The sequence below is a fragment of the Argonema galeatum A003/A1 genome, from assembly GCF_023333595.1.
In the GTDB taxonomy this organism is placed as follows: Bacteria; Cyanobacteriota; Cyanobacteriia; order Cyanobacteriales; family Aerosakkonemataceae; genus Argonema; species Argonema galeatum.
In genome coordinates, this window is sequence record NZ_JAIQZM010000019.1 from 22,481 (window position 1) to 46,993 (window position 24,513).

The following is a 24,513-nucleotide window of genomic DNA, read 5'->3' on the forward strand; positions in this document are numbered from 1 at the left end:
GCTAGGGGCTAGGGAAGAGGGAAGACGGAAGACGGAAGACGGAAGACGGAAGACGGTCACCATTCCCCAATCACCATTCCCCAATATGGGATAATCTTATAAAAAATTAACAATTCTTGTGACCATGTTAAGACTTATTACTGATTTCGACGGGCCGATAATCGATGTTTCGGAACGGTACTACCAGGTTTATCAATTCTGTTTAGAAAAGATTCGGGGTGAGGATCGGCCAGTGCGACAGTTGTCCAAAGCGGAATTTTGGCAGATGAAGCGATCGCGCATTCCAGAAAAGCAGATTGCGATCGTCTCAGGATTAGACGAACAGCAAGCCCAAGAATTTGCCCAGCTAAGGCGACAAACCGTGCATCTACCGGCTTATTTCCCCTACGATGGACTGGCACCGGGAGCCGTTGAAGCCCTGGAAAAAGTGCAGCAGGCTGGAGTCGATTTGGCCGTTTTAACCATGCGCCGAATCGTGGAGCTGGACTACGCCTTCAATCGCTTTGACTTAGGCAGATTTTTTCCAGAAAATCGGTGCTATCGGCTCAGCAATGACTACGTTAAGACCCGCGACATCGACGACAAACCGCTGCTGATGGGGGGAGCTTTAGCCAAACTGCCACCAGCCTCAGATACCTGGATGGTTGGTGATACAGAAGCCGATATAGTTGCCGCCAAAACACACGGCATCAAGGTAATTGGGGTTTTGTGCGGCATCCGCGATCGCGCCTCCCTAGAAGCCTACAATCCCGATGCGATCGTCGCCGATCTCAGCGAAGCCGTAGTTCTAGTTCTGAATCAATCCCGGCAACAAAATCAGCACTTACCCATTTCCACGGGGAACTGAGCTTCAAACTGAAGCCCTTTTTTCAAAAGAGACGCGATTAATCGCGTCTGTACCTCTGCTGAAGTCTTACTTCAGAAAGCTGGTAACCAACCAGAGGATGACAAAAGTTATCCAGGCGGCAATTGTTTCCGTTGCCAAAGGGATATTTTGAAATTGAGTTTGGAGTAAAGCGTTAACCGCCGCAGCCATTGCTAAACCAGCAGTCAAGCCCAAGAGAGACATTAGCACGGCTCGACCCAGTTTGTTTTCCTTGCGAGTGAGAAAATAAAGGCTGGTTATTACTCCCAAGGCCAATGCCAGAGACGCCACAGGCGGAGAGTAAAAACTCACACCAGCCAAGGCCAGGAAAACACCAGCAGGCCACAGAATATCCGCTCTAGTGGGGGTATCGATCAGTCCTTGCAGCCATGCAGTGGACTGCTTGACTGCTGCTGGTGGTGTACTAGCGGGAGCCTGAGTTAAGCGCTCAGCAAAGCGAATGCCTTCTGGAACCTTTATTTTTCCTTCCTGGCGCATCCGCAAACGTTCCATCAGAATGGCATCGTAGGCCGTTTCGATCGCTTCTTGTCGTTTCGGGTCGCTACTGTACTCAGCCGTCAAGCGACTGCGAGCCGCTTGAATTTCCTCGAAGGTCGCGTCCTCGTTTATTCCCAATTGCTTATAGGGATTTTCAGCACTCATTTAAAACCTCCAAGACATCCCATCTTGCCACAGATCCCGATCCACCCCAAACTGGTTCCGGTTCTACGCGGTCTCATATTCTGACACCACACGGCTAGTTCCAGCTAGCGGTTGGTTGTTGACCGATCGTTAAAGTTATTACTCCTGCAAGTAGTTTAGCTTGATACCCGGAACACGATCGTTTACCTGTTTTCCCGCTAACACAGCTAGTTACTAGCATGACAAATTTCTAGGTTATACTGACGGCTTGCTCTTAACGTCGCCCGATTGCCCTAGTAGCACCGACTCAAGTCAACTAGAACTATATTTCAAGCCCACGCTGTACCCTATGGGGTGATAGTGCGTAAGTCCTGACTTCGATCGATTATCGAAAGTATAGCTACCAGGTAGGGCATACTAATGCTGGGCTCCTATAAAATCCTTTAAAATGCTGAATACACAATTAATAGGCGAATCTGTCCCCAAGCTTTGCTCGCTATACTCGTCCCCAAAGCTCGCATCCAGCTTTTCAGTTCGCTAATTTATCCTCAACTTTAACTTTAACTGTGAAGTGGTGGCCATGTCTCTCGCCAAGATTCTTGTCGTTGATGACGACCCTGCGGTCCGAAACTTAATCCAGCGGTTCTTGAGTAAGCAAAACTACCAAATGGAGTCTGCTGTTGACGGGAAGACGGCCATAGCGGTGTTTGAGCAATTCAACCCAGACTTAGTAATTCTGGATGTGAATTTGCCTGATGCCAATGGCTATAACCTCTGTCAAGAAATGCAGAGTCGCACTGGTGTATTTGTGCTAATGCTAACAAGCCGGACAGACGAAGCAGATAAAATTACGGGATTTTCCAAAGGTGCCGATGACTACATCACTAAACCTTTTAGTCTAAGTGAATTGGGAGTCAGAGTTGCAGCTATCTTGAAGCGCCAGCGGGTGGTCACTACTGCGGAACAACAACGTATCATATTTGACCAACTGATGATCGATCCGGTGCGTCGGGAGGTAACGCTCAACAATCAGAGCGTGCCCTTAACAGCCTTAGAGTTCGATCTGCTACATTTTTTAGCCAGTCATCCGGGTAAGGTTTGGCGTCGTTCCGAGCTGATCCAAGCTGTATGGGATTACGAATACGTAGGAGATCAGCGCGTGGTAGACGTTCATATCGGCCAAATTCGCAAGAAATTGGAAACCGATTCTGGGCCGGATAAGATGATTCGGACGATTCGTGGTGTTGGCTACCAGTTTGAGATTCCCGATCCCACTGAAGAAACACACAAATCTCAGCCGTGACACGCTTCGGTTTCTGGCTCCTTGTGGGCCAGGTTCCTATTTTTGCTCTTGAACGTCGTATTTATCAACCCTAAATACACATCAGCCTATCCCTTTGATAGAAGTGGAAAAGTTGGGTTTTTCGTTCCCTTGATGCCAATCTTCATAACTGCGTAGCGAATGAATCCACAACTATAATTTTTGATTTGGTTGTGGTGCGTTCAAGTTTCGACTGTGCTGCTTGAGACATTACCATGAAAACCGACGTAGCTCGCAAAAAGATCCTTGTCGTTGATGACGACCCAGCAATCCGAAATTTAATCTATCGCTTCTTAACCCAGAGCAAGCAGAACTATCAAATAGAATGCGCCGCAGACGGTAAAAACGCCTTGGAGGTGTTTGAGCAATTCCACCCTGACTTGGTGATTCTGGATGTGATTTTGCCTGACACGATCGGTTTTAAAATCTGCGAGGAAATGAAGAACCGTACAGGTGTGCTTGTAATGCTACTGACAAGCCTAACAGACGTAAAATCTCAAATTATTGGATTTGAGTCGGCTGACGCTTATGTTACCAAGCCTTTTTATGTGGAAGTTCTAGAAAAACAAGTGCAGGCTCTTTTGCGGCGAATCCAGCCGACCCCGACTCCTGCACAACAGCAGGTTCTAGTCTTGGAAAAGCTGGCGATCGATCCTGTGCTACGGGAGGTCACCCTCAACAATCAAAGCATACCTTTAACTGCATTAGAGTTCGATCTACTGTATTTTTTAGCCCGTCATCCGGGTAGGGTTTGGCGGCGCAAGGAGCTGATTCAAGAAGTTTGGGGTTACGAACACGCAGGAATAGAAGGCGCAGAAGACCGAGTTGTTGATGTTCATATCGATCAAATTCGCAAGAAGATTGAAGTAGATGCGAGTCAGCCAACATTAATTCACACAGTCCGAAATGTCGGCTACAAGCTTGAGGTTTCCAATACCACCGAAGCTTTAACAGGTTGTTGATTCCCTCGTACCCATCCGCTAGAACACCAATTGACTAATACTTCTTAGTGCCTTTTTAGCGTGTAGGGGCGAAGCATTCGGGGGTGAAAATCTAGGGAGAGAGCGATCGCTTACTCCCCGAATGCGGAGCCCCTACTGCAAATGTTGGCGAATTTCCGCAGATAGCTCAATAGCCCGCTTAACGCAGTCTCCTAGAGAAACGCCATCAAAGTAGTTACTACACAGAAATAAACCGGGAAATTGTTCTAGAGCTTGATTAACTTGCTCTAACCGCTGGAGATGCCCCAGAGTGTACTGAGGAATCGCACGTTTCCAAAGATGCACGGCGAGAACTTTTGGTGCTACATCTTCCTTAAGGAGGATGCGGTAAAGGTCTTGATGAACAGCTTGAACAATTTGCTCGTCGTCTAAATCGGCAATTTCGGGATCGGTTGCTCCGCCGATAAAGTTGGTTAGCAGTTGCCATCCTTGGGGAGCGCGACCTGGGAATAGACTGGAAGACCAGATAGTGCCAAGGGTACGAATGGACTGCCTTCGCGGAATTAAGTTGCCGAAGCCGCGTAGAGGTTGCTTCAGAGCAGTTTGTGGATAGGCGACGACAACGCAGGCTACGGGAGGATAAGGAATTTCCCTTAAAACTTGGCTTGCTGTTGGTATTAAAAATTGCAGGAGGTCAGCTGTTACGTAGGCGGGTGTGGTGAGGACGATCGTGCAAGCTTCTACCTGTTCAGGTCCTGCGGGTGTATCAAATTCTGCTATGTATGTTTGACGATCGCTCTTTTGCAGCGTCGTCAGGTGCCAGCCCAGCTTAACGGTATCGCCCAGATGAGATGCGATCGCTTGCGGTAAAGCGGAAATACCCTGCTTAAAGGAGCCTAATTCTCCAGGCCGAGTTTTGGGAATGCTGGGGTCTTGCGGCTTCCCCTGTTTCTTCGATCCGCGACGTTGCAATATAGCTCCTGCCAACAATCCTCCACCCATTTCCGAAAGCTTGACAATTCGCCGGAAAGATGCAGATGCACTGAGTAGATCGGGATCGCCAGCATAAACGCCGGAAACGAAGGGAGCAACCAGTCGCTGCGTGACTTCTGCTCCCAGATGACGCTGGAAGAACTGGGCGATCGTTTCCTCTCCCCCCTGTTCAGATAGCGCCATAGCCGGTGCTATAAACCCCAAAGCGCCCGTCAGTGCCCGTAGCTTGCCTTGTAAGGTGAGCAGCTGGGAACTTATGGCTGCGGGAGGACTCATCGGCACTGGTTGCAGTTGCCCTTGCCAGTAGACGTAACGAGGCAATTTGCGATCTGCCAGCATCAACTCTTGCTCCAGTCCGACATCTACAGCCAAGCGAAGCAGTTCTGGCGTCGGCGAAAAGCTGGTGGGGCCTTCTTCCCAGAGAAATCCCTCTGCCATACCTGTGGTGATATTTCCACCAACTCGTCCCTGACGTTCGCACAGTAAAATCCGCCGCCCGTCTTGCTGCAAAGCGTGAGCTAGGCTCAGACCGCTAATTCCAGCTCCAACAATTAAGGTATCTAGCACGTTTTTGACAAATAACTGTTATACAGAATTTCGGAACAGTGTTTCAAGATATACCTGGGCAGCTCTACGATAGCTGCGCGACGCTTCTGGGGTGTTGCCACCTCCATTTTGCAGCAAAAATAGGGATAGAGCAGCAGTAAAAACCCGGTCTTGATCCCAATCTGGATGACTTTCCAAATAGCTTTTGAGCGATTCGTGCAGTACTTCGGGGATTTCGGCCAGCATACTAACGTTTGTGTTCATAGACACCTCCAGAGAAGAGGGGGTGAGGGGGAGCGGGGAGAAGGAGAAGATTTTAAATTAAATCTAGAATCTACAATGCCCCCAGTACCCGATCGCCTTATCGGTCAGCCGCATCATTGTCTGCTATTTGGGGGTAGGGTTGTCAATGCTGCGAAATATTACAACTGTCTTCACATAAACAAAACCGCTACGAACTAATAAGCTTTTTAGCCTTTTTTTGTTACATATCTTTACTAAAACTCAGCATATCCCGGCAGATGGAGTGTTTGTCAAAGAAATCCCCAGTCCGACAGAAAGACCGCATACGAACGTTGAAACCTGTGGAAAACTACGGAAGCTCTGTGGAAAAGTTTTGACAGCTTTGGGGAAAGGTTGTGGAATCTGTGGGGAAAAGTTTGGCAAAAGATAAGAATTGCAAAAAATTGGCGATCGGGTATGGGGCATGGGAGGCGAGCGCGGTTTAAGTTTCTGGTTCATCACCTAAGAGTTGATCTATACTTTGAAGTGTTTGTTGAGAACAACGACGCACACGATGAATACGCACAATTCCTTGCTCTTGCTCAACTATTTCACTAACAGTAAATAAAATATTGAATTGCTTTTTATAGAAAAGTTGGCGTACCTCTATTCCCATATACTCACTTTCGATAGCCAAAGCACAACGCCTCGGAAAGTTTTCCAGCGTCAACATAATTTCATAACATCCTCTTACCCAGCGATAAGCGTTTTCCGGTGAATCCTCCTTTATCCAAAGAAAAATACCTTCTATATCAGCTACCGCAGTAGGAGATATTTCAATCTGGTAGGCCATATTTTTCCCGAAGTTCTGCAAATGCTTGCTTTAGAGGTATCCCTTTCCCTTGCTCAAATTCTTCAATACTTTTGCGGATACCCACAATAGACTCCAGTAAATCAAGTCTATCGAGAAGATGCTGATAGCCTTCAGCATCTTGAACAACGGCAGTAGCTTTACCATTAACAGTCAGAACTATTGGTGCTTTAGTTTCTTTGAGTCTTGCCAGGAAAGCTTTCGCACCCCGCTGGAACTCTGAGAGAGGATAAATGTCACTCAGACTAAGCATGATATTTTCAAAGAATTATTTGATAATTTCATGCTAACAGTTGGCAATTGTTTTGTCTATTGTGCTTGAGCCTTTTTGACCAAAGTCCAAGTTGGGGCACTCGCCTATGAGTACAGAAGCCCACGAAGCGAGTCGGTACTCCGACGATTCGGTGGGTACTTCACGCGGTGTGACCTAAGATCGCGAAAATCTGGCGGTGGGCAAAAAGCTCGACCAGGTCGCTGTTGATTTTGTTTTTGCTGACTTCTTGTCGAAGAATTTGTAGGGAGGTTTCGACGGTCAATCTGCGCTTGTAGGGACGATCGCTTGCGGTGAGGGCATCATAGATATCGGCAATTGTCAAAATCTGAGTTTGAATCGGAATATCTTCGTGTGTTAAGCCTTGGGGGTAACCGCTACCATCCAGCTTTTCGTGATGTCCGTAGGCAATCATGGGTAGATTTTTGAAATGTTTCGTCCAGGGGATGCGCTGAAGAAATTTGTAGGTGTGGGTAACGTGAGCTTCGATTTCTAGACGCTCTTCGGGGGTGAGGTTGCCTCTGGGTACCATTAGTTGAGTCATTTCTTGTAAGGAAACGAGGGGCTTTAGCTGACCGTCGATGTCTCGATAAGTGTACTTAGACAGTTCTGTCAGTTGAGCGAGAGCTTCTTCAGAAAAAGCACGAAATTCGTCAGTTTCCCTTGTTTCGGGTTCATTGACTTCTAGTAGCAGTTCCCAATATCGAGTCAGTTTATCGATCGCTTGAGTCAGCTGGGTATCGAATTTTTCTTGGTCTTGGCAATAAGGACAGCCTCCTAAAGAGGTAACATCAGTAAGATGGCGATGATCGAGGGAGCCAAGTAAATGTTTGTATTTAGCTTGAGCTGCTTCCATTTCCAGGGTTCGCTGGGCTATAGCAAAGCGGTGACGAACGATCTCCAATTGTTCGGGGTAGAGTTTTTTCTGCTTTCTTAAGATGGCTTCTGGGACGCAAACTTTGCCAAAGTCGTGCAAGAGTGCAGCGTAGTGAATTTCTTTGATTTGGCGATCGCCAAAATAAATCGATCGCAGCGAACCAGCGGTAACTAAATTTACCTCTTTACTCAGACAAACAACCAGTTCGGCGACTCGCTCAGAATGACCCGAAGTAGTCGGGTCTCGCATTTCAATCAGTTCTACAGAGGCTTTGACAAAGCTCTCGAACAAGTTTTCGATGCTTTGTTGCAGGTGATTGCGTTCAATAGAAATAGCCGCCTGAGAAGCAAGCGATCGCATAATCCGTTCTTCCCACTCGGAATAGGGCTGCGTTACTTTTGTGACATTTTCTGGAGTGATAACCGCATCCGGTTCGACTTTGCGATTAATTAGCTGAAGTACCCCAATTACTTCCCCGTGCTGGTCTTGCATTGGTAACACCAAAACCGAACGAGTTCGGTAGGAGAAGTCGCGGTCAAAACTGTCGTCTAGGTGGTAGGGGACGTCCAATGGTAAATTATAGGCGTCCGACAGATTTAAGCTTTTGCCGGTCAGCGCCACATACCCCGCCAGACTGTTGTGGTCTAGGGGCATAGCGAATTCTTTTAAATCTGCGTTGGGTTGAGAACCATTCTGCGCTGCCTTAAACAGCAACTTAGGAACGGCATCGCTGTGGTCTATCAGATAGACGCTTCCCGCATCGCTATAAGTAATTTCCCGACTCTTTGACAAGATTAAACTGAGCAATTGCCCCAAGTCCTGGCTGCTAGAGAGGGCTGTGCCGATCGCCAAAAGCTGCTCGATCGGTTCAACCCGTTCAGTAGATTCTTGCCGATCTATGTGGTTTTCGCAGGGCATGAGCTGGGAATCGAGAAGGATCATGTATTTTCACCCTAATATCACGGTCAGGCTGGCTATTTTGCGTACTTATTTTACCTATAAGGCTGCAACAGCCCAGCTATACAATTTTCTTCTATTAACATTCTCTTACTTTTCAGTCGAAGGGAGTATAGCGGGAGATTTCTTTTTGGTGTCACAAGCAGTTGCTACCCTACACAACTTGGCGTGGATTAGCTGAGTGTTCAATTTTATGATTCATACTCCAACCTAGCAAGATTTCACCTGCATCGGGGAAGAAAAGAGCTATTTGGGAGGCTAATCTGCCGCTTCTAGAGAGGTTTTACTCAGAACTGTAAAGTTCTAAGACAGTTAGTTGACTAAAGTAGAAACTTTTCTGTAGCGTAAGTTACAGAAGCAATTTAATTTTAGACCATTGGCTAAGACCGCTTCGATCGAAAGCTTGAAGACGCGATCGCAAAGGCTTAGCAGCAGTCTGCTTACCAAGGCAAGAAAATTATGAAACTCGACATCGATAAGCTGGAAGTTGTTAGAACGCGGCGTTTCCAACCCTACAATTGGGCCAGAGAAACCCAAACGCTCCCTTTGCAGGAAGAATTCCAACCTTCTACATGGGTAAAACTTTTAGAGCTTCCTAGCCCTTTGAGTTTTGACGAAGCACTTCTTCTGTGCCAGTGTTCGGAGAGGGAGTGGTTAGCCTGGATTCCCGATCATGGCGAAGCTGTACTCCACACCCGTCAATTTTGCTTAACCCGTTAGCTTCCAAAACACCGATTGGTGTATTCGGTATAGGGGATGAGAAACCGGGTTTCTTTGGTTGTCAAGGCGATATTTCCTTGCTTCAACCCAAGAAACCCGGTTTTTCGTGCTCACCCTCTAGCTGAAATGACGTAATTATACCAAATCCGGGTTAGCTACCCCATTTTTCGGCCTCATACCAAATCCGGGATAAAAACCCCCGTTATCCATAAGTTGGGTGAAGCATTGCGGTAGAAAGGCTTTGGTTAGGGAATACACTTATTGCCGCAATGCTTCACCCCTACACTTCACACTATAAAGGGGGTAAATAACCCGGATTTGGTATCAATGTTGTTCCTTCTCCCCCACTCCTCCACTCCTCCGCTCCCCCTGGCAACATCCAAACTTGACCAGCTGCTGCTGTGCCAGACATTTTGCGGATTTTTGTTTATGATGTGGAAAGCAAATGAGGGGTGTTACCCCTCACCCCATAAATTAAAAAATATGGATCGGGGTTTTCAGTCCAAAAAACTTTGCGGTCTGGTCTAAGTGGTAGGAATATGGCTGGAAATAGCGCACACATCAAACGATTGCTCGAAACCAAACAATGCCAAGGGGGTGACCTGAGTGAGGCAACCCTAGTAAGGCTGAATCTGAGTGGTGCTGACTTAAGCGGTGCCAACTTGATTTTTGCCAATATGAATGGTGTCAACTTGAGCGGTGCTAACTTGAGCGGTGTCGATCTTAGTTTTGCTAACCTGGTTTCGGCGAATCTGGTTAATGCTGACTTAAGCGGGGCTGATTGTAAGGGGCTGAACCTTTTTGACTGTCAGATGAATAATGCCAATTTGTGCGGTGCTGACCTGGGGTTTGCCAATTTGGTGAACGCCAACTTGAGTGAAGTCAACCTGAGCGGTGCTGACTTGGATGGTGCTAACCTGATTGGGGTTAATCTGAATCGTGCCAATCTCTGCGGTGCGAACTTGGGTGGTGCTAATTTGGGAAATGGGAATTTGGTCGGTGCTAATCTGTCTAATGCGACTCTGTGTGATGCCCGTTTAGTGGGTGCCGACCTGAAAGATGCAAACTTGAGTGGTGCGGATTTGAGAGATGCTAACTTGTTGAACGCCAACTTGAGTGGTGCTAACTTGTTGAACGCCAACTTGAGTGGTGCCAATTTAGCAAATGCAAGGTTGGATGGTGCGATCGGACTTTATCGAGAAGAACCGATTGTGGTTAAGCAGAATGAGTCGCCAAGGTCAGGTATGGCTTATGTCAGTTTTTCCCAGTCCGGTTTGTATGCCCCTACTGGTAACGGTTTCAGCCTGCCACGTCCGGGATTGCCATCGTGAACTATCTACACCTAACTTATCTACGTTTAGACGATCGCACCGCAGGTGCGATCGTCTAAACTCCAGTTACTTAGGGTGTGGGCGTTCAGGCGAGCGGGCAAAGACGGCTGTAGTACCGCTGCCGTCGCCGACGAATAAGAACGTTACTACGTCTATAGCAATCACAATTTTTACAGTAGAGGCGAGTGTTGGTACACCGCCTCTACTGGAGCGGTTGATTTTTTGAAAATTCCTTAGCGATGGGGCTCTTCCGTACTTATAATAATTTGGCACACTAAGTACGGAAGAGCCGGGTAACTTAGGACTTTCGGAGGAAAATATACCAAAATTTTTCCCGTCCAACTGGATAATGGTAGTACCTTGAAATTGGTAATAAGCTGTTAGGCGATCGCTACTACGGTAAATTTTTGTTTCTAATCAAGCTGTAGCAAATTCTGTGAAAGGTCGCTTACTGGGATGATGAAACCCTAAAACAATATCACTCTTAGGAATTTCTGCTGCCAATAAATCGTCAACTACACACAAATCAGTCCAATCTTCTTCAACCCAAATTTTGCCATCTTTAATGCGAAGATACATAGTAATGTAACGTATCCGTTGTTTGCCTTCCCAACCAGAGTGAAACCATAGATATTGATCTCGTTCTTCGTCAAATGCAAGACGATTATCTGACTCTAATTCATCTAGCGTAAGCTCTCCCTTGACCGTCATTTCATAATATCCAGTTAATATTTTTTTAACCGTACTGCGATAGTATTCTAGTTTATCCATTGCCTAATTTCCTCTTTTTCCATTTCAACTACTATTAAAAGAAGCTGATTCTGATGAGTAACTACTTGTACAGACTTACGTTGAAAGAACTCTTTGTATACGACATCATCAATTGCCAAATATAGCGTGTATTCTGGAGCGGTGAGTTGAATGAGATTTCGGTATACAAGGATAGCGATCGCAGCATTTTGAGTTTTGTTGCGATCGCCCCCTAAAACCCAACCACCCCCACTCGACTAGCAAATTGGTATTAACTTTGCGGTGGGGTAGGCTGGTTTTTGAACTGTTGAATGAAAAGTTGAACGCCTAAAGCGACAAGACCGATCGCTATTATGCCAAAGATGACGGTTGCCAAGGTGCTGACGCCGACGACGAGGGTACGAACGGCGACGGTGATATTAATAACAGTGATGTTGTGGGATTGAATTGGTTTGGAGGCGAAGCTTTGGGCAATGGAAGCGGTGAGGGAATAAAGTCCGGTCGCCATTGCACCTGCAATCAGGGAACCTGTTATACAACGCAGGGGAGTCGCTTTTGTGGAGTCGGTCGATTTGGGGTTTTCGATCTGGGATTTGGGAGTGGGGGGAGATTGGTCAAGCATAAGCTTTAAGAGAGTTTCAGTTTTTGATAATTTGAGTCAATTGGCAACGCGAATGCCGTTTGGGCTAAATTGGGCTATCCAGAAGTCTAGATCGGGGTTGCCGATCGCATTCTCTACTTCTGTTTGTATTTGTTGAGCTTGGGGAAGAGACTCGGTGAGGGCAAAGACTGTAGGGCCAGAACCTGACATCATTGTGCCTAAAACCCCCGTGCGTTGGAATGCTTCTCGCAGTTGCAAGACTTGAGGATAGGCTCTTAAGACGACTTTCTCTAAGTCGTTGTAGAGGCATTCACCGATTTTAGCGTTATCTTTATGAGCGATCGCATTCACAAGGCAACCAGAATTTACCTTACCAGAACGGGTTTCTGCACTTTCGGTGTCGCAGGCGTAGGAACTGCCAAATTGCTGTCGGTAGGTGGAGTAGGCCCAAGCTGTGGAAACTTCTAAACTGCGGTATTTAGCCAAGATCAGGTATAGATGATCTAAATCGGGCAAGGGGGAGAGCTTTTCGCCGCGTCCGGTGGCGATTGCAGTTCCGCCAGCGACGCAAAAAGGCACGTCCGAACCCAGTTGGGCTGCCATTTCCTGCAATTCCGACTGAGTTAAACCCAGATGCCACATCAAATCCAAGCCTACCAAAACTGCTGCTGCATTTGTAGACCCGCCAGCTAATCCAGCTGCGATGGGAATGCGCTTGTCAATGTCAATTTCCACGCCGCCATATTGTGCAAAGGCGTCGGGAAATTGGTCTATCATCAGTGTGGCGGCTCGGTAAGCGAGGTTAGTTTTGTCTTGCGGTACGCCGGGATGATTGCAGTGGATGCGGATGACATCGGTGCCGTTAGAGCGCAGATCGATGCGATCGGCTAGATCTATACTTTGCAGTACCATTGCCAGCTCGTGATAGCCATCCTGGCGATCGCCCAGGATTTCCAGATATAGATTTATTTTGGCTGGGGCAATTAGGGTGTAGGAGCGCATTTCTAGGGGCTAGGGGCTAGGGGCTAGGGACTAGGGGCTAGGGGCTAGGGGTTAATCTGTTACTCAATTCCATCCACTGGGCGACGCTGAGGTCTTCGGCGCGGACTTGGGGGTTTATTTCTAATTGTTCCAGTAAGTTGGTCAGGCGATCGCGTTCTACTAGACTTTTCAAATTATTTCGCAACATTTTGCGCTTTTCGGCAAAGCTGAGTTTAACCAAATTATCCAGGAATTTGGGGTCACTGGCAGCTTGTCGGGTGTGGGGACGCAACCGCACTACGGCAGAATCTACCTTTGGCGGCGGCTCGAAATCTCTTGCTGGTACGTGACAGACTAACTCGCAATCTGCTAGATACTGCACTCTGACTGACAATGCGCCAAATGCTTTCGAGCAAGGTTTGGCATATAGCCGTTCTGCCACTTCTTTTTGCACCAGCAGCACGATTAGATCGAAGGGTTGGGGATTTGGGTTGGCGATCGTACCTAAGAGTTTTTCCAGAATCGGCCCCGTAATATTGTACGGGATATTGGCTACAACTTTATTAGGATTTTGGAATGCGGGGAAATTAGCCAGATTAGCAGCTAAATCGATGCTGAGGACATCGCCTTGCAACAGTAAAAAGGTTTCGGTTTTTCCCAACTTTTTAGCTAGTAACTGGCACAAGTCGCGATCGATTTCGACGGCGACGACACTTTCAGCTTGGGGCAATAAGCGGCGTGTCAGGATGCCGGTGCCGGGGCCAATTTCCCAAATGCGATCGCTACTGGTAATTTCTGCCGCTTTGACAATCTGGTTTAGGGCTTTGTCACTCTTGAGCCAGTGCTGTGCGAATTGTTTGCGAGGTGAATGAGTCATTCGATTTTGGATTTTAGATTTTAGATTTTGGATTTTAGATTGAATTGCCGCTGGGTAAACATATTTCTACAAAACCATTCTCGTATTTTACCTGATTGGCGGACACAATCGTTGATAATAATGAAGAATTAGATTTATCCAATTATCGATCTAAAGGCGGTACTTATGTCAACTTCATCTATCCTTGAACCGCGCACGATTAGCAATAGTGAGGGGCAGGCTGAATTCAACGCGCTTTTCCACAATAATCCACAGACGGCTGATGATGCGGCGTTAAAACTGAAGGTGTATTGGAGTAAGTGGAGTGTTGCCTTTGATGCCCAGTGGTTTGATCCTACTGAAACTAACGCCAAAATTTTGACTGGTAAGAAGCTTCTAGAAGAGGTAGAACAAGCCAAATTCAAGGTTGCTGATGCGATCGCACTTGCCCTTGATGGAAAACAGGTAATAGCACCAGTTACCCCGGCTGTCAACCCGGTGAATAATGATGAGGCGGTGGCAGCTTTTTACTCAATCTTCAAAAGCACGCAAGTCGCTGATAAAGAAGTGGAAAAACTCATTGCCAATTGGGATAAATGGGCGGACGCATTTGGCGGACAGTGGTACGCACCAGAGCCTTACAATGCAAAAGTTGTTGCTGGAAGGTTGATTGCCAAGGCGATGGCTGATGCGAAAAATAAAGTTACTAAAGTTATAATGCAAGCCATAGATGGCAAACAAATCAGTCCCTTTTCCGAGCCAACAAATAACAAAGATAATCAGCCGATTCCTATTACAGTGAATAAGCTAGAACAAGCAAAAGACAGGGTGCAAATTTTTAAGGATTTGATGAAAATAGAGATTAACATGAATGCCAGCGCTGATAAGTTAGCGTTTTTATATAGAGGTGTTCAAAATTCGCCATACAAACAAGATATTAAAGATTATCCAGAGCGTCTCAAAGCAAAGCCTGATAATAACGTGGTTTCCTACGGGGAAACAGTTGTGCTGAAAGGATCTGACAAAACAGTAACGTTCAGTCCCTATCCAGAAGTGGGAAAAATGCCACAAATTGACCAGCAAGGATTAGACTTTCTGCATGGAGATATTCAAGAGGCGTGTGTTTGCGTTGGCAGTTTTGTAGAAAATAAGATTAAAGCACACTGGTTAGGAAAAAATGCACTTACAAAAGGTCAATTTTGGAGTAGTACTAAAATCATACCTATACTCAATGTTCTATGTAAAGTAAATGCAAATTCACCTGATACAGATATCGACAATTGTGTTATTAGAGATCGAGATCGACGCAAAAGAGATCTGCCATTTTATGAGTTAGTATGGGATGTGGTAAGTTATGGCGATCGCATAGCCAGTTCCAACTCATTGGCTGCTATGTTCAAACGATTCGAGACTCGTCCCGGATTGGAAAATTGGGTAAAAAAGATTACCGGCAATCCTAATTCGGATTTCCGTGGCAGCTACGGCGAACCTGCTTTTATTTATAGCCCAGAAGTCTACGATCTAAAAAAAAGAAAAGTTTTGCTAATTCCCGCATCAGAGGGAACAACAGGAGAAAATCTCTTAACGACCTACGATTTAACTCGATTTATTTCTATGCTAGGATGGCATCATCACATAACTCAGGCAGCAAGGTTTCCCAACGCACAATGGGTAAGTCTTGAAAGCATTGTTAGAGCGATGGGTACAGATGCTTGTCGCTACGCTGATGTAGCCATCAAAACATTAGGATTGTCAGGTTCGATCGGCTCGCCAGTAATTATTTCTAAGTTGGGTAATGGTTACAGCAGTAGCAGAAATAGGTATGAATTTGTGTATGTAGCGCTGGTACAATTTGTCGATGAACTTCCCCAAGCGGAAGGAAATCCTGCTAAATTGAGAACTGTGAGCATGGCTTTGCGGGGGGCTAGTCGCGATGCAGTTCAACTCGATGCCAGAATGGCAGCAGAAGTGACAGAGATTCTGCGCCGAGTCGTGACGGAGGAACTGGCTTGATATTTATATACTTTTTTAAAGAAATCTGGACACTGGAAAAATATCTGCCAAACTGACAGATATTGGTATCTGCCAAAAGGAGAAGATTTACCAGTGAAATATGAAATTCGCTACAAACCAGCCTTTGCTGCTATCTTTGTTACTCTAAGTCCCGGTGAGAGTATGACAGCTGAAGCAGGAGCAATGACGAGTATGGATGCTCAGCTGTCCATGAAAACTGAATTTTCAGGTGGCTTTTTCTCAGGATTGCTTAAGAAGTTTTTTGGTGGAGAATCCTTATTTGTCAATGTATTTACCAATCAAACTAAGCGAACTTTAAATTTAGTATTGACGCAATCAGCTATTGGCGACATTGGTTGTATCGAACTGCGGGGCGAGCGGGAAATTTGTTTTCAACCTGGTGCATACATTGCCCACAGTCCAGGTGTAAAAATGAGCGTTCAGTGGGCAGGTTTCAAGAGTTGGCTATCAGGAGAAGGATTGTTTAAGCTGAAATTAAATGGTAACGGTCAGGTGTTTTTTGGTGCTTATGGTGGTATTACAAAAAAACTCATTAATGGTGAATTTATTGTCGATACTTCTCACTTGGTTGCCTACGATCCAGGAATTAAGATGAATATTGGGCTAGCTGGTGGCTTGATTGGTTCTGTAACATCGGGCGAAGGATTGATTAATCGACTTTCTGGGGAAGGAGAGATTTATTTACAGTCTCGCAGCATTGGTGGTTTGGTTAAGTATTTACGTCCGAAAGTGTTTTAAAAGTTGAGGTTGTCAATAAATGAATGTAGAACTTTTGCATCAACCAGATAGCGCGATCGCTCGCATTACTTTGAGAGTCGGAGAAGAATTAGTTGCAGAAGCTGGCTGCATGATTGCCATGAGCGGCTTCATTAATGCCAGCACCACTTTGCGACAAGGCAAAGGAGGAGGAATTCTGGGCGGACTTAAACGTTTAGTTGCTGGCGAATCCCTATTTTTAAGCGTTTTTCGTTCTCCTATCGCTGGGGGTGAAGTATTTCTCGCCCCCAAACTAATGGGAGATATTTTGCAATATCAAATGACTGGTAATGGGTTAGTCGTGCAGTCAACATCTTATCTGGCTAGCGAATCAGATGTTGATATTGAATTGGGATTTCAAGGCTTTAAATCTTTATTTTCAGGCGAATCACTTTTTTGGTTAAATATCAGCGGTGTTGGCTCTGTATTGCTCACTTCCTTCGGTGGTATTTATGAAGTAGACGTGGATGGTGAATATATTGTTGATACCGGACATATTGTTGCTTTTGAAAAGAGTCTGAACTTTAAAATTACCAAGTCAGGTTCTAGTTGGGTGGGTGCGTTTTTAGGTGGAGAAGGATTAGTTTGTCATTTTCAAGGTCAGGGCAAAGTTTTTTGCCAAACCCATAATCCAGGGGCTTTCGGTAGTTTGGTTGGCTCTCAGCTACCGCCAAGATAAGGGGGAGAATTTCCGATTTTAGATTTTAGATTTGAGATTTCAAATCTGAAATTACTAATGATAAATGACCAATTACTAATGACCAAGGACTAATGACTAATGACTAATGAAATTGATTACAAAGTAGAGCATTCGCCTGCTTATGCTTCTCTACGTCTAGACTTGAAGGCAAATCAAACAGTATTGGTAGAATCTGGCGCAATGGCGGCAATGGACCCCTGGATTAAAATGAAATCGAAAGTACAAGGGGGTTTAATGAAAGGTATTGGTCGAATGGTGAGCGGTGAATCGTTTTTTGTGAGCGAGTTTACTGCGGAAGGAAAAGCTGGGCAGTTATACCTTTCGCCTGGAGTTCCAGGAGATGTGCAGCATTACTATCTCAATGGTAATGCTTTGATGATTCAATCTTCTGGTTTTGTTGCTGCCAGCCAAACCGTTGAAATTGATACGAAGTTTCAAGGAGTTAAAGGATTTTTTAGCGGTGAATCTTTGTTTCTGCTGCGGGCAACTGGGCAAGGCGATATCTGGTTTAGTTCCTATGGAGCAATTGTAGAAATTCCTATAGACGGTGATTATGTAGTAGATACTGGTTACATTGTGGCGTTTGAAGATACTTTAAATTACCAGGCTGAAATGCTGGGTGGATTGTCCTTTAGAGGGCTAAAAACTGGTATTTTAGGCGGTGAGGGATTGGTCTGTCGCTTCAAGGGTCGCGGACGTTTATGGATTCAGTCTCGCGAGATTTACGGTCTGATCAATTTCTTAAATCCTTTCCGCCCAACTAAGAGTAATTAAATGTCTTCTTCTTTTCCAAGCGAACCCCCTTACAGCAGTCGCAATCCACCGCCCAATAACCGCCAGTTACTAACTCTTTTGGGAGTGTTTGTTGGGTTTATTATCGTCATGATTTGGTTGTTGGGATTATTAGCGGATAGCTTAATTGGATGGATTCCTCCCAGTGCGGAACGACAGTTAGGTGCTGTGTTTGTTCCTAGTTTTGAGCGGTTAGCTAAACCTTCGCCTGCACAAGATACGCTGAATCAATTGCTGGAAAGATTGGAAACTAAATTGCCAGCACAGCAGCGAAAGGAACGTAATTATCGAGTGTTGTACGTTCCAGATTCTACGGTGAATGCTTTGGCGCTACCGGGGGATGCTATTGTCATTTACTCTGGTTTAGTGGCAGGGGCGAAATCTGAAAATGAGTTGATGATGGTGTTGGGGCATGAGTTAGGTCATTTTGCTCATCGGGATCATTTACGCAGTTTGGGGCGATTTTTGCTGCTGAAAATAGCGATCGCTTATTTTATCGGTGATGCCGATTGGTTACGATCGACTGCTGCTGCTAGTGTGGAAGCTGTGAGTCGATCGCATTATTCCCAATCTCAAGAAACTCAGGCAGATGAGTTCGGTTTGACCTTGTTGCAGCAAACTTACGGTCATGTAGCAGGAGCGACAGATTTTTTCGCCCGGTTGATGGAAAAAGGAAATACTAACTTAGCGTTTTTGTCAACTCATCCCGCACCAGGCGATCGCGTTGCCAAGTTGGAGCTATTGATTAAACAGCAAAATTATGGTGTCGGTACGCGATCGCCTCTTCCAGCCACACTAGCCCAACAAAAATCTTAATTGACACTCCCCGGCCTCTCATACACAGGGTTTTTATCATTTCCCTTATAAAAACAAACTTTGCCAACAACTTAATTTTTTGTATCAGCCAACACTTATAGTTAAAACGTAAAGAGTAATAGTATATCATGTCGGCTAAGTGTATCTATCATTTAGCTGATTGTGCAAGGAGTAGTGAACGGCATGACAAAGCGATTTAATCGGCGTAAATTTCTTTTGTATGGTTCAGCCACATTTGGAACCAGTCTTCTTCTGAAAGCTTGTGGCGGCGGCACCCCAACGACTACATCCACTCCAGCTAGTCCAACAGCAACCACATCTCCCGTCGCAGCTACTAGCACTGCTGGAACAGACGCCATCAAAGTCGGAATTTTACACTCTCTCAGCGGCACGATGGCGATCAGCGAAAAAAGTGTCGTAGATGCCGAACAACTGGCAATTGAAGAGATCAACAAAGCCGGTGGCGTCTTGGGTAAGCAGATTCAAGCAGTTGTCGAAGATGGTGGCTCGGACTGGCCTACTTTTGCAGAAAAAGCCAAAAAACTAATCGATCAGGATAAAGTTGTTACCGTCTTTGGCTGTTGGACTTCTGCTAGCCGCAAAGCTGTGTTGCCGGTTTTTGAAGAAAAGAAACATATGCTCTGGTATCCTGTGCAATACGAAGGCCAGGAGTGTTCTCAAGACATTTTCTACACCGGCGCTGCACCGAACCAGCAAATCGAGCCAGCCGTTGATTGGTTGCTGCAAAATAAGGGCAAAGAATTCTTCTTAGTTGGCTCTGACTACGTATTTCCGCGCACCGCCAACACCATTATCAAAGCACAACTGGCAGCTAAAGGTGGTAAAACACTTGGTGAAGATTACTTACCTCTGGGCAATACAGAAGTCACTGCGATCATCACCAAAATAAAACAAGCTTTGCCAAAAGGCGGAGTCATTTTTAACACACTCAATGGTGATAGTAACGTTGCCTTCTTCAAACAGATGCAAGGTGCAGGATTAGGGCCAGATAAATATCCTGTGATGTCTGTAAGTATTGCTGAAGAAGAAGTCAAAGCCATTGGTGTTGAATATCTCAAAGGTCACTACGCTTCATGGAATTATTTCCAAACTGTCGATACACCTGAAAACCAAAAGTTTGTGGCAGCTTTCAAAGCCAAATACGGTGCAGAACGGGTAACCAACGACCCGATGGAAGCAGCGTATATCATGGTCTATCTGTGGAAGCAGGCAGTTGAGAAAGCTAAGACAACAGACATAGAAGCAGTGCGAAAAGCTGCTTTAGGCCAAACATTTAATGCCCCCGAAGGTAAAGTGACCTTAGACAATAACCATCACTTGTCCAAGTTTGTGCGGATTGGTGAAGTTGGGGAAGATGGGTTGTTTAAGATTGTTTATGCAAGCAAGGAAGCCGTTAAGCCAATTCCTTGGAATCAATACGTTGCTGACACCAAGGGCTATGCCTGTGACTGGTCAGATCCTGCCAAAGGAGGTAAATACAAAACTTAAGTAGGCTGAGCAATGTACGCCTACTAGATTTGAGATGCCTCCATTACTCGTGACCAGGTTGAACCTGGTCACGAGAAACAAGAAAGTCACGAGAATAAAATCGCGGGAGGAAAGGTGTGCTAGCAGGATTATTTGATGGCATATTTAACGGCATTAGCATAGGCGCTGTATTATTAATGTCAGCGCTGGGACTAGCTATTGTCTTCGGTTTGATGGGTGTGATTAATATGGCTCACGGCGAATTAATGATGCTGGGAGCATACACAACATTTGTGGTGCAAAATGGTTTCAAAATTATCGGCGGCCCTTTGTTTGAAATCTATATCTTGTTTGCTCTGCCTATGGCATTTTTGGTGGCGGCTGTTGTAGGGTTAATTTTGGAGCGGGGAGTGATTCGGTATCTCTATGGGCGACCCCTAGAAACATTGCTGGCAACGTGGGGGGTTAGCCTAATTTTGCAGCAGTTTGTCCGCAGTGTAAGTTGGGTGCTGGTAATTGAAATTGCTCTGTTTTGCATCCTATTTTTTGGTGCTTTGTGGATTCTATCTCGCCGCCCGGATTTTGAGCGAATTCGCAATTTGGTAATAGCGGTGATGTTATTGCTTTCGGGAGCGATTTCTGCGGTTACGGGCGCATTGTTAAGCCAAACTTTTAAACTCGCAGTAAATAAACCCTGGTTTGGCGCTCAAAATGTTGATGTAACTGCACCCAAATGGTTGCGTGGCGGTTTACCTTTGGGGGATTTTCAACTTCCTTATGCGCGGCTGTTTATCATGGCATTAACGATTATTTGCCTGGTCGGTATTTATCTATTTTTGCAACGCTCTGTCTGGGGATTGCGAATTCGATCGGTAACCCAAAATCGCACCATGAGTGCTTGTCTTGGTATTCCAACCCAAAAAGTTGATGCTCTCACATTTGCGCTTGGTTCTGGTTTAGCTGGGGTAGCTGGATGTGCTGTGAGTTTGTTGGGTTCTGTGGGGCCAAACACGGGACAAAACTACATTGTGGATACGTTCATGGTTGTGGTTGTGGGCGGTGTTGGTAAGCTGGTGGGCAGTATTGTAGCGGCAATGGCGATCGGTACGCTCAATTATATTATCGGTTCTGGAACTTTGGCTTCGCTGCTAACTCCGATACCGCCTCTGGTTGATTTTTTCAATTTCTTTGCCACAACGAGTATGGCAAAGGTGATGGTATTTGCGCTGATTATTGCGTTTCTGCAAGTGCGTCCGGCTGGGATTTTCCCACAAAAAGGACGAACGGTTGATGCTTAAAAAGTTTTGAGTTTTAAAAAGAGATAAGCTTTTTTAAAGATAGGGAGAAAGTGAAAATGAAAGAGGAGGAGAACGGGAGAAGTCGAAAAATATACCACTTTCCTCGTGTCAGAAAGTCAGAACAGCAGAACGAGAGAACGGAGGAAGTTGCAACCGATACCAATGATTCAATAACTGCATCTTCTGAGCAGATATCTCCATTGGAAGAACAGGAAATGCCAGAGAAAGAAAATGGGGTAAATCGGGAAATACCCAGCTTGAATGGCGGCCAAAAGTCAGATAGGGAAAAGGTAACGGAGCAAGCAGTCTCACTAGATATTAATGAGCAGATATCCGCAGATATTCCGCAAATACCGCCATTAGAAGAACAGCAAATACCGCCGGAAGAGAACGGAAAAAATCCGAAAATATCCAATTTTACAGGCGAAAAAAACTCAGATAGGGAAAAGGTAACAGAACAAGCAGTCTCACCACATATCAGCGATCCGATATCCGCATCTCCTCCGCAAATATCTCCGGAAAAAGAGGAAATGTCTGAGGAGGAAAAGTGGAAAAATCGGAAAATATACCACTATCCTCGCGTCAGAAAGTCAGAAAGGGAAAAAGCAAGAAATAAACAATTCTCCCACTCTACTACTGTGCCAATATCCGACTCTCCCATGCAACTACCTCGATCGCTCACTAAACAGCAGCGATCGCTTTTAATTGAAGCGGTTGTTGTTGCAGCGATCGCATTCATCCTCATCTTTATAATGCCACCCCTACTAACAGTCTTAGGGCAAGCATTTCGCGTCAGCTTGTTAGGGCGATTTTTAGCTTTAGCAATTGTCGCCCTGGGCATCGATTTAATCTGGGGATATACGGGAATGCTTAGCTTGGGTCATGGCGTGTTTTTTGCCCTGGGCGGTTATGTCCTAGCCATGCACCTGAAATTGCAAATTCCTGCTGATGCTAGCATTCAATTACCGGAATTCATGACCCTTTACGGGGTAACAGAATTGCCTTGGTTTTGGAAACCGTTTTATTCTTTCCCTTTGACTGCGGTAGGTGTATTTATTATACCATCAGTGCTAGGTGCAGTACTTGGATATCTAGTATTTCGCAACCGCATCAAGGGTGTCTATTTTTCGATACTGACGCAAGCAGCAACGATTGTATTTTTCAATTTTTTCAACGGGCAGCAGAAACTTTTCAATGGCACCAATGGGTTAACGGATTTCAAAACTTTGTTGGGAGCTAATGTGAGCAATAATCAAACGCAGTTTGGTTTTTACACGCTCACAGTGCTTTTGCTCGCAGGTGCTTATGCTCTCTGTCGGTGGTTGACAAGCGGACGGTTTGGACGCTTATTAATTGCTCTCCGCGATGATGAACCGAGAACCCGTTTTTCAGGTTACGACCCCACGGGCTTTAAAGTGTTAGTGTTTGCGATTTCTGCTGGTTTGGCTGGAATTGCGGGTGCTATGTTTACGGTGCAAACTGGTCTGATCTCGCCGAAAGCGATGGATATTGCCTTTTCGATCGAAATGGTAATTTGGGTGGCGGTAGGAGGTCGGGCTAGTTTGGTGGGAGCGGTGCTGGGTGCGATCGCAGTAAATTTTGGCAAGAGTATTTTGAGCGAACAATTCCCGGAAGTTTGGCTATTTTTCCAAGGCGCACTCTTCCTAATTGTGGTAACGGTGCTTCCCGATGGTGTGGTGGGTTGGCTGCGAACTGAGGGAATTGAAAAGGTGCGATCGCTATTCGGAATCCGCAAGTACGCAGTCACATATCCCAGCCTAGAAGAAAACCCGGAAGTACAGATCGAACGGGAAGAATTAGAGACTGAGGACTAGGCAATTTTAGATTTTAGATTTTAGATTTCAGATTTAAATTCAATCTGAAATTACCAATGACCAATGACCAATGACCAATGGCTAATAACCAATGAGCGGAAAAATATTAGAAACTGAAAACGTAACGGTAAGTTTTGATGGCTTTAAGGCGTTAAATAACCTGAATTTCAGTATGGACGCCGGGGAATTGCGCGTAGTGATCGGCCCTAACGGTGCTGGCAAAACAACCTTCCTGGATGTAATCACCGGCAAAGTCCAACCAACTGTGGGACGAGTGATGTTTAAAGGGCGAAATACTCAACGCCTTTCCGAACATCAAATCGCTCGTTTGGGAATTGGTCGCAAGTTCCAAACTCCGCGAATTTACCTCAACCTGACGCCCCGCGAAAACCTGGAACTTACCTGCAATCGCAATAAAAATGTGTTTTCTACTCTGTTTGGGAGTCTCTCTATTAGCGAACAGCGTACTGTGGCAGGTTTACTAGAAACAATTGGCTTAACTGCCAAAGCGGATCTCAAAGCTGGGTTGCTTTCTCATGGGGAAAAGCAACGTTTAGAAATTGGGATGTTAGTGGCGCAGTCGCCCGATTTGTTGCTTGTTGATGAACCAGTCGCCGGTTTGACTGATGAAGAAACTTATAACATTGGGGAGTTGCTACTCGCCTTAGCCCAAAGTCATTCCATTGTGGTGATTGAACACGATATGGAATTCGTGCGCCAAATTGCCCGGAAGGTGACGGTGCTGCACGAGGGCTCGGTGCTGTGCGAAGGGACTATTGAGGAGGTGCAGAACGATCCGCGTGTAATTGAGGTGTATTTGGGCCAACAGTCGGAAACTGAGGAGTGATATAGCTAGGGGCTAGGGGCTTTCTTGCTAGGGGCTAGGGAAGAGGGAAGAGGGAAAAGGTTACTCCGTAAGGGATTTGGAAAATAAGTAAGAGTTGGAGTTGCCCTAACTGCCAAGAAGGTTGCTATAACTGACGAGGCGGTCAGCGCATCCAATGTTCCAGGGCAAACGCATCTTGTCAAGAATAACTTTTAATCTCATT

General features: G+C 45.7%; 25 protein-coding genes. 14 read left to right on the plus strand and 11 right to left on the minus strand.

What is annotated here, in order from left to right:
* Positions 1-124: 124 nt before the first annotated feature.
* Complete coding sequence (locus LAY41_RS19255) at positions 125-847, plus strand: HAD family hydrolase (RefSeq protein WP_249101623.1); 723 nt, start codon at positions 125-127, stop codon at positions 845-847.
* Positions 848-913: 66 nt separating this feature from the next.
* On the opposite strand, the gene LAY41_RS19260 is transcribed toward LAY41_RS19255, so the two are convergent.
* Positions 914-1,528, minus strand: a complete 615-nt coding sequence (locus LAY41_RS19260; RefSeq protein ID WP_249101626.1) for a CPP1-like family protein — start codon at positions 1,526-1,528, stop codon at positions 914-916.
* Between the two features lie 559 nt (positions 1,529-2,087).
* Between LAY41_RS19260 and LAY41_RS19265 the strand changes: the two genes are divergently transcribed.
* The gene (locus tag LAY41_RS19265) at positions 2,088-2,810 is read left to right on the plus strand and encodes a response regulator transcription factor (RefSeq protein ID WP_249101629.1); all 723 of its coding nucleotides are present in this window, start codon (positions 2,088-2,090) and stop codon (positions 2,808-2,810) included.
* 233 nt (positions 2,811-3,043) lie between these two features.
* Positions 3,044-3,790, plus strand: coding sequence for a response regulator transcription factor (locus tag LAY41_RS19270; RefSeq protein WP_249101632.1), 747 nt, complete (start codon positions 3,044-3,046; stop codon positions 3,788-3,790).
* A gap of 132 nt (positions 3,791-3,922) precedes the next feature.
* On the opposite strand, the gene hemG is transcribed toward LAY41_RS19270, so the two are convergent.
* The 5 genes from hemG to LAY41_RS19295 all read right to left on the minus strand — a co-directional run bounded on the left by hemG (position 3,923) and on the right by LAY41_RS19295 (position 8,467).
* Complete coding sequence (hemG, locus tag LAY41_RS19275) at positions 3,923-5,329, minus strand: protoporphyrinogen oxidase (RefSeq protein ID WP_249101636.1); 1,407 nt, start codon at positions 5,327-5,329, stop codon at positions 3,923-3,925.
* Positions 5,330-5,347: 18 nt separating this feature from the next.
* The gene (locus LAY41_RS19280) at positions 5,348-5,572 is read right to left on the minus strand and encodes a DUF2811 domain-containing protein (protein ID WP_249068895.1); all 225 of its coding nucleotides are present in this window, start codon (positions 5,570-5,572) and stop codon (positions 5,348-5,350) included.
* Positions 5,573-6,032: 460 nt separating this feature from the next.
* A complete protein-coding gene (locus LAY41_RS19285) occupies positions 6,033-6,383 on the minus strand; it encodes a type II toxin-antitoxin system RelE/ParE family toxin (RefSeq protein ID WP_249101639.1) in 351 nt (116 codons plus the stop codon).
* Complete coding sequence (locus LAY41_RS19290) at positions 6,367-6,654, minus strand: type II toxin-antitoxin system Phd/YefM family antitoxin (protein ID WP_249101643.1); 288 nt, start codon at positions 6,652-6,654, stop codon at positions 6,367-6,369. Before LAY41_RS19290 ends, LAY41_RS19285 begins: the two co-directional genes overlap by 17 nt.
* A 160-nt stretch (positions 6,655-6,814) precedes the next feature.
* Positions 6,815-8,467, minus strand: coding sequence for an HD-GYP domain-containing protein (locus LAY41_RS19295; protein ID WP_249101646.1), 1,653 nt, complete (start codon positions 8,465-8,467; stop codon positions 6,815-6,817).
* Between the two features lie 498 nt (positions 8,468-8,965).
* Here LAY41_RS19295 and LAY41_RS19300 point away from each other — a divergent pair, with 498 nt between their 5' ends.
* Positions 8,966-9,226, plus strand: coding sequence for a hypothetical protein (locus LAY41_RS19300; protein WP_249101648.1), 261 nt, complete (start codon positions 8,966-8,968; stop codon positions 9,224-9,226).
* 539 nt (positions 9,227-9,765) lie between these two features.
* A complete protein-coding gene (locus tag LAY41_RS19305; RefSeq protein ID WP_249101650.1) occupies positions 9,766-10,557 on the plus strand; it encodes a pentapeptide repeat-containing protein in 792 nt (263 codons plus the stop codon).
* A gap of 417 nt (positions 10,558-10,974) precedes the next feature.
* Here LAY41_RS19305 and LAY41_RS19310 read toward each other — a convergent pair whose 3' ends face one another.
* From LAY41_RS19310 to rsmA, 5 genes are all read right to left on the minus strand, one after another.
* Positions 10,975-11,328: a XisI protein gene (locus LAY41_RS19310; protein ID WP_249068901.1), complete on the minus strand. Its 354-nt coding sequence runs from the start codon at positions 11,326-11,328 to the stop codon at positions 10,975-10,977.
* Complete coding sequence (locus LAY41_RS19315; protein ID WP_338023025.1) at positions 11,316-11,507, minus strand: element excision factor XisH family protein; 192 nt, start codon at positions 11,505-11,507, stop codon at positions 11,316-11,318. Before LAY41_RS19315 ends, LAY41_RS19310 begins: the two co-directional genes overlap by 13 nt.
* Positions 11,508-11,578: 71 nt before the next feature.
* A complete protein-coding gene (locus LAY41_RS19320; RefSeq protein WP_249101652.1) occupies positions 11,579-11,929 on the minus strand; it encodes a DUF3082 domain-containing protein in 351 nt (116 codons plus the stop codon).
* 36 nt (positions 11,930-11,965) lie between these two features.
* Positions 11,966-12,910, minus strand: a complete 945-nt coding sequence (gene ispE, locus LAY41_RS19325) for a 4-(cytidine 5'-diphospho)-2-C-methyl-D-erythritol kinase (protein WP_249101655.1) — start codon at positions 12,908-12,910, stop codon at positions 11,966-11,968.
* Positions 12,911-12,947: 37 nt separating this feature from the next.
* The gene (gene rsmA / locus LAY41_RS19330; protein ID WP_249101657.1) at positions 12,948-13,766 is read right to left on the minus strand and encodes a 16S rRNA (adenine(1518)-N(6)/adenine(1519)-N(6))-dimethyltransferase RsmA; all 819 of its coding nucleotides are present in this window, start codon (positions 13,764-13,766) and stop codon (positions 12,948-12,950) included.
* A 165-nt stretch (positions 13,767-13,931) separates the two neighbouring features.
* Here rsmA and LAY41_RS19335 point away from each other — a divergent pair, with 165 nt between their 5' ends.
* The 9 genes from LAY41_RS19335 to urtD all read left to right on the plus strand — a co-directional run bounded on the left by LAY41_RS19335 (position 13,932) and on the right by urtD (position 24,311).
* Positions 13,932-15,758 (plus strand): peptidoglycan-binding protein, encoded by a 1,827-nt coding sequence (locus LAY41_RS19335; protein ID WP_249101659.1) that lies wholly within the window; start codon positions 13,932-13,934, stop codon positions 15,756-15,758.
* Between the two features lie 93 nt (positions 15,759-15,851).
* Complete coding sequence (locus tag LAY41_RS19340) at positions 15,852-16,517, plus strand: TIGR00266 family protein (RefSeq protein ID WP_249101661.1); 666 nt, start codon at positions 15,852-15,854, stop codon at positions 16,515-16,517.
* Positions 16,518-16,536: 19 nt separating this feature from the next.
* Positions 16,537-17,214 (plus strand): TIGR00266 family protein, encoded by a 678-nt coding sequence (locus LAY41_RS19345; RefSeq protein ID WP_249101664.1) that lies wholly within the window; start codon positions 16,537-16,539, stop codon positions 17,212-17,214.
* A gap of 99 nt (positions 17,215-17,313) precedes the next feature.
* Positions 17,314-18,009: a TIGR00266 family protein gene (locus LAY41_RS19350; RefSeq protein WP_249101667.1), complete on the plus strand. Its 696-nt coding sequence runs from the start codon at positions 17,314-17,316 to the stop codon at positions 18,007-18,009.
* Positions 18,010-18,843 carry a M48 family metallopeptidase gene (locus tag LAY41_RS19355; RefSeq protein ID WP_249101668.1) on the plus strand — a complete coding sequence of 278 codons (834 nt, stop codon included), beginning with the start codon at positions 18,010-18,012 and terminating at the stop codon, positions 18,841-18,843.
* A 183-nt stretch (positions 18,844-19,026) separates the two neighbouring features.
* A complete protein-coding gene (urtA, locus tag LAY41_RS19360; RefSeq protein WP_249101669.1) occupies positions 19,027-20,352 on the plus strand; it encodes an urea ABC transporter substrate-binding protein in 1,326 nt (441 codons plus the stop codon).
* Positions 20,353-20,468: 116 nt separating this feature from the next.
* Positions 20,469-21,629, plus strand: coding sequence for an ABC transporter permease subunit (locus LAY41_RS19365; protein WP_249101672.1), 1,161 nt, complete (start codon positions 20,469-20,471; stop codon positions 21,627-21,629).
* Between the two features lie 659 nt (positions 21,630-22,288).
* Positions 22,289-23,464, plus strand: coding sequence for an urea ABC transporter permease subunit UrtC (gene urtC / locus LAY41_RS19370; RefSeq protein WP_249101866.1), 1,176 nt, complete (start codon positions 22,289-22,291; stop codon positions 23,462-23,464).
* Positions 23,465-23,555: 91 nt separating this feature from the next.
* Complete coding sequence (gene urtD, locus LAY41_RS19375; RefSeq protein ID WP_249101674.1) at positions 23,556-24,311, plus strand: urea ABC transporter ATP-binding protein UrtD; 756 nt, start codon at positions 23,556-23,558, stop codon at positions 24,309-24,311.
* The last annotated feature ends 202 nt before the right edge of the window (positions 24,312-24,513 follow it).

What these genes read in the sequence shown, in the direction of transcription:
- urtC (WP_249101866.1), top strand. Translation starts at nt 22,289, where the DNA reads ATGCAACTACCTCGATCGCTCACTAAACAGCAGCGATCGCTTTTAATT.
- LAY41_RS19290 (WP_249101643.1), bottom strand. Translation starts at nt 6,654, where the DNA reads ATGCTTAGTCTGAGTGACATTTATCCTCTCTCAGAGTTCCAGCGGGGT.
- LAY41_RS19260 (WP_249101626.1), bottom strand. Translation starts at nt 1,528, where the DNA reads ATGAGTGCTGAAAATCCCTATAAGCAATTGGGAATAAACGAGGACGCG.
- LAY41_RS19280 (WP_249068895.1), bottom strand. Translation starts at nt 5,572, where the DNA reads ATGAACACAAACGTTAGTATGCTGGCCGAAATCCCCGAAGTACTGCAC.
- LAY41_RS19265 (WP_249101629.1), top strand. Translation starts at nt 2,088, where the DNA reads ATGTCTCTCGCCAAGATTCTTGTCGTTGATGACGACCCTGCGGTCCGA.
- LAY41_RS19305 (WP_249101650.1), top strand. Translation starts at nt 9,766, where the DNA reads ATGGCTGGAAATAGCGCACACATCAAACGATTGCTCGAAACCAAACAA.
- LAY41_RS19285 (WP_249101639.1), bottom strand. Translation starts at nt 6,383, where the DNA reads ATGGCCTACCAGATTGAAATATCTCCTACTGCGGTAGCTGATATAGAA.
- LAY41_RS19335 (WP_249101659.1), top strand. Translation starts at nt 13,932, where the DNA reads ATGTCAACTTCATCTATCCTTGAACCGCGCACGATTAGCAATAGTGAG.
- LAY41_RS19355 (WP_249101668.1), top strand. Translation starts at nt 18,010, where the DNA reads ATGTCTTCTTCTTTTCCAAGCGAACCCCCTTACAGCAGTCGCAATCCA.
- urtD (WP_249101674.1), top strand. Translation starts at nt 23,556, where the DNA reads ATGAGCGGAAAAATATTAGAAACTGAAAACGTAACGGTAAGTTTTGAT.
- LAY41_RS19255 (WP_249101623.1), top strand. Translation starts at nt 125, where the DNA reads ATGTTAAGACTTATTACTGATTTCGACGGGCCGATAATCGATGTTTCG.
- LAY41_RS19350 (WP_249101667.1), top strand. Translation starts at nt 17,314, where the DNA reads ATGACTAATGAAATTGATTACAAAGTAGAGCATTCGCCTGCTTATGCT.
- ispE (WP_249101655.1), bottom strand. Translation starts at nt 12,910, where the DNA reads ATGCGCTCCTACACCCTAATTGCCCCAGCCAAAATAAATCTATATCTG.
- LAY41_RS19320 (WP_249101652.1), bottom strand. Translation starts at nt 11,929, where the DNA reads ATGCTTGACCAATCTCCCCCCACTCCCAAATCCCAGATCGAAAACCCC.
- urtA (WP_249101669.1), top strand. Translation starts at nt 19,027, where the DNA reads ATGACAAAGCGATTTAATCGGCGTAAATTTCTTTTGTATGGTTCAGCC.
- LAY41_RS19300 (WP_249101648.1), top strand. Translation starts at nt 8,966, where the DNA reads ATGAAACTCGACATCGATAAGCTGGAAGTTGTTAGAACGCGGCGTTTC.
- LAY41_RS19270 (WP_249101632.1), top strand. Translation starts at nt 3,044, where the DNA reads ATGAAAACCGACGTAGCTCGCAAAAAGATCCTTGTCGTTGATGACGAC.
- LAY41_RS19310 (WP_249068901.1), bottom strand. Translation starts at nt 11,328, where the DNA reads ATGGATAAACTAGAATACTATCGCAGTACGGTTAAAAAAATATTAACT.
- rsmA (WP_249101657.1), bottom strand. Translation starts at nt 13,766, where the DNA reads ATGACTCATTCACCTCGCAAACAATTCGCACAGCACTGGCTCAAGAGT.
- LAY41_RS19295 (WP_249101646.1), bottom strand. Translation starts at nt 8,467, where the DNA reads ATGCCCTGCGAAAACCACATAGATCGGCAAGAATCTACTGAACGGGTT.
- LAY41_RS19345 (WP_249101664.1), top strand. Translation starts at nt 16,537, where the DNA reads ATGAATGTAGAACTTTTGCATCAACCAGATAGCGCGATCGCTCGCATT.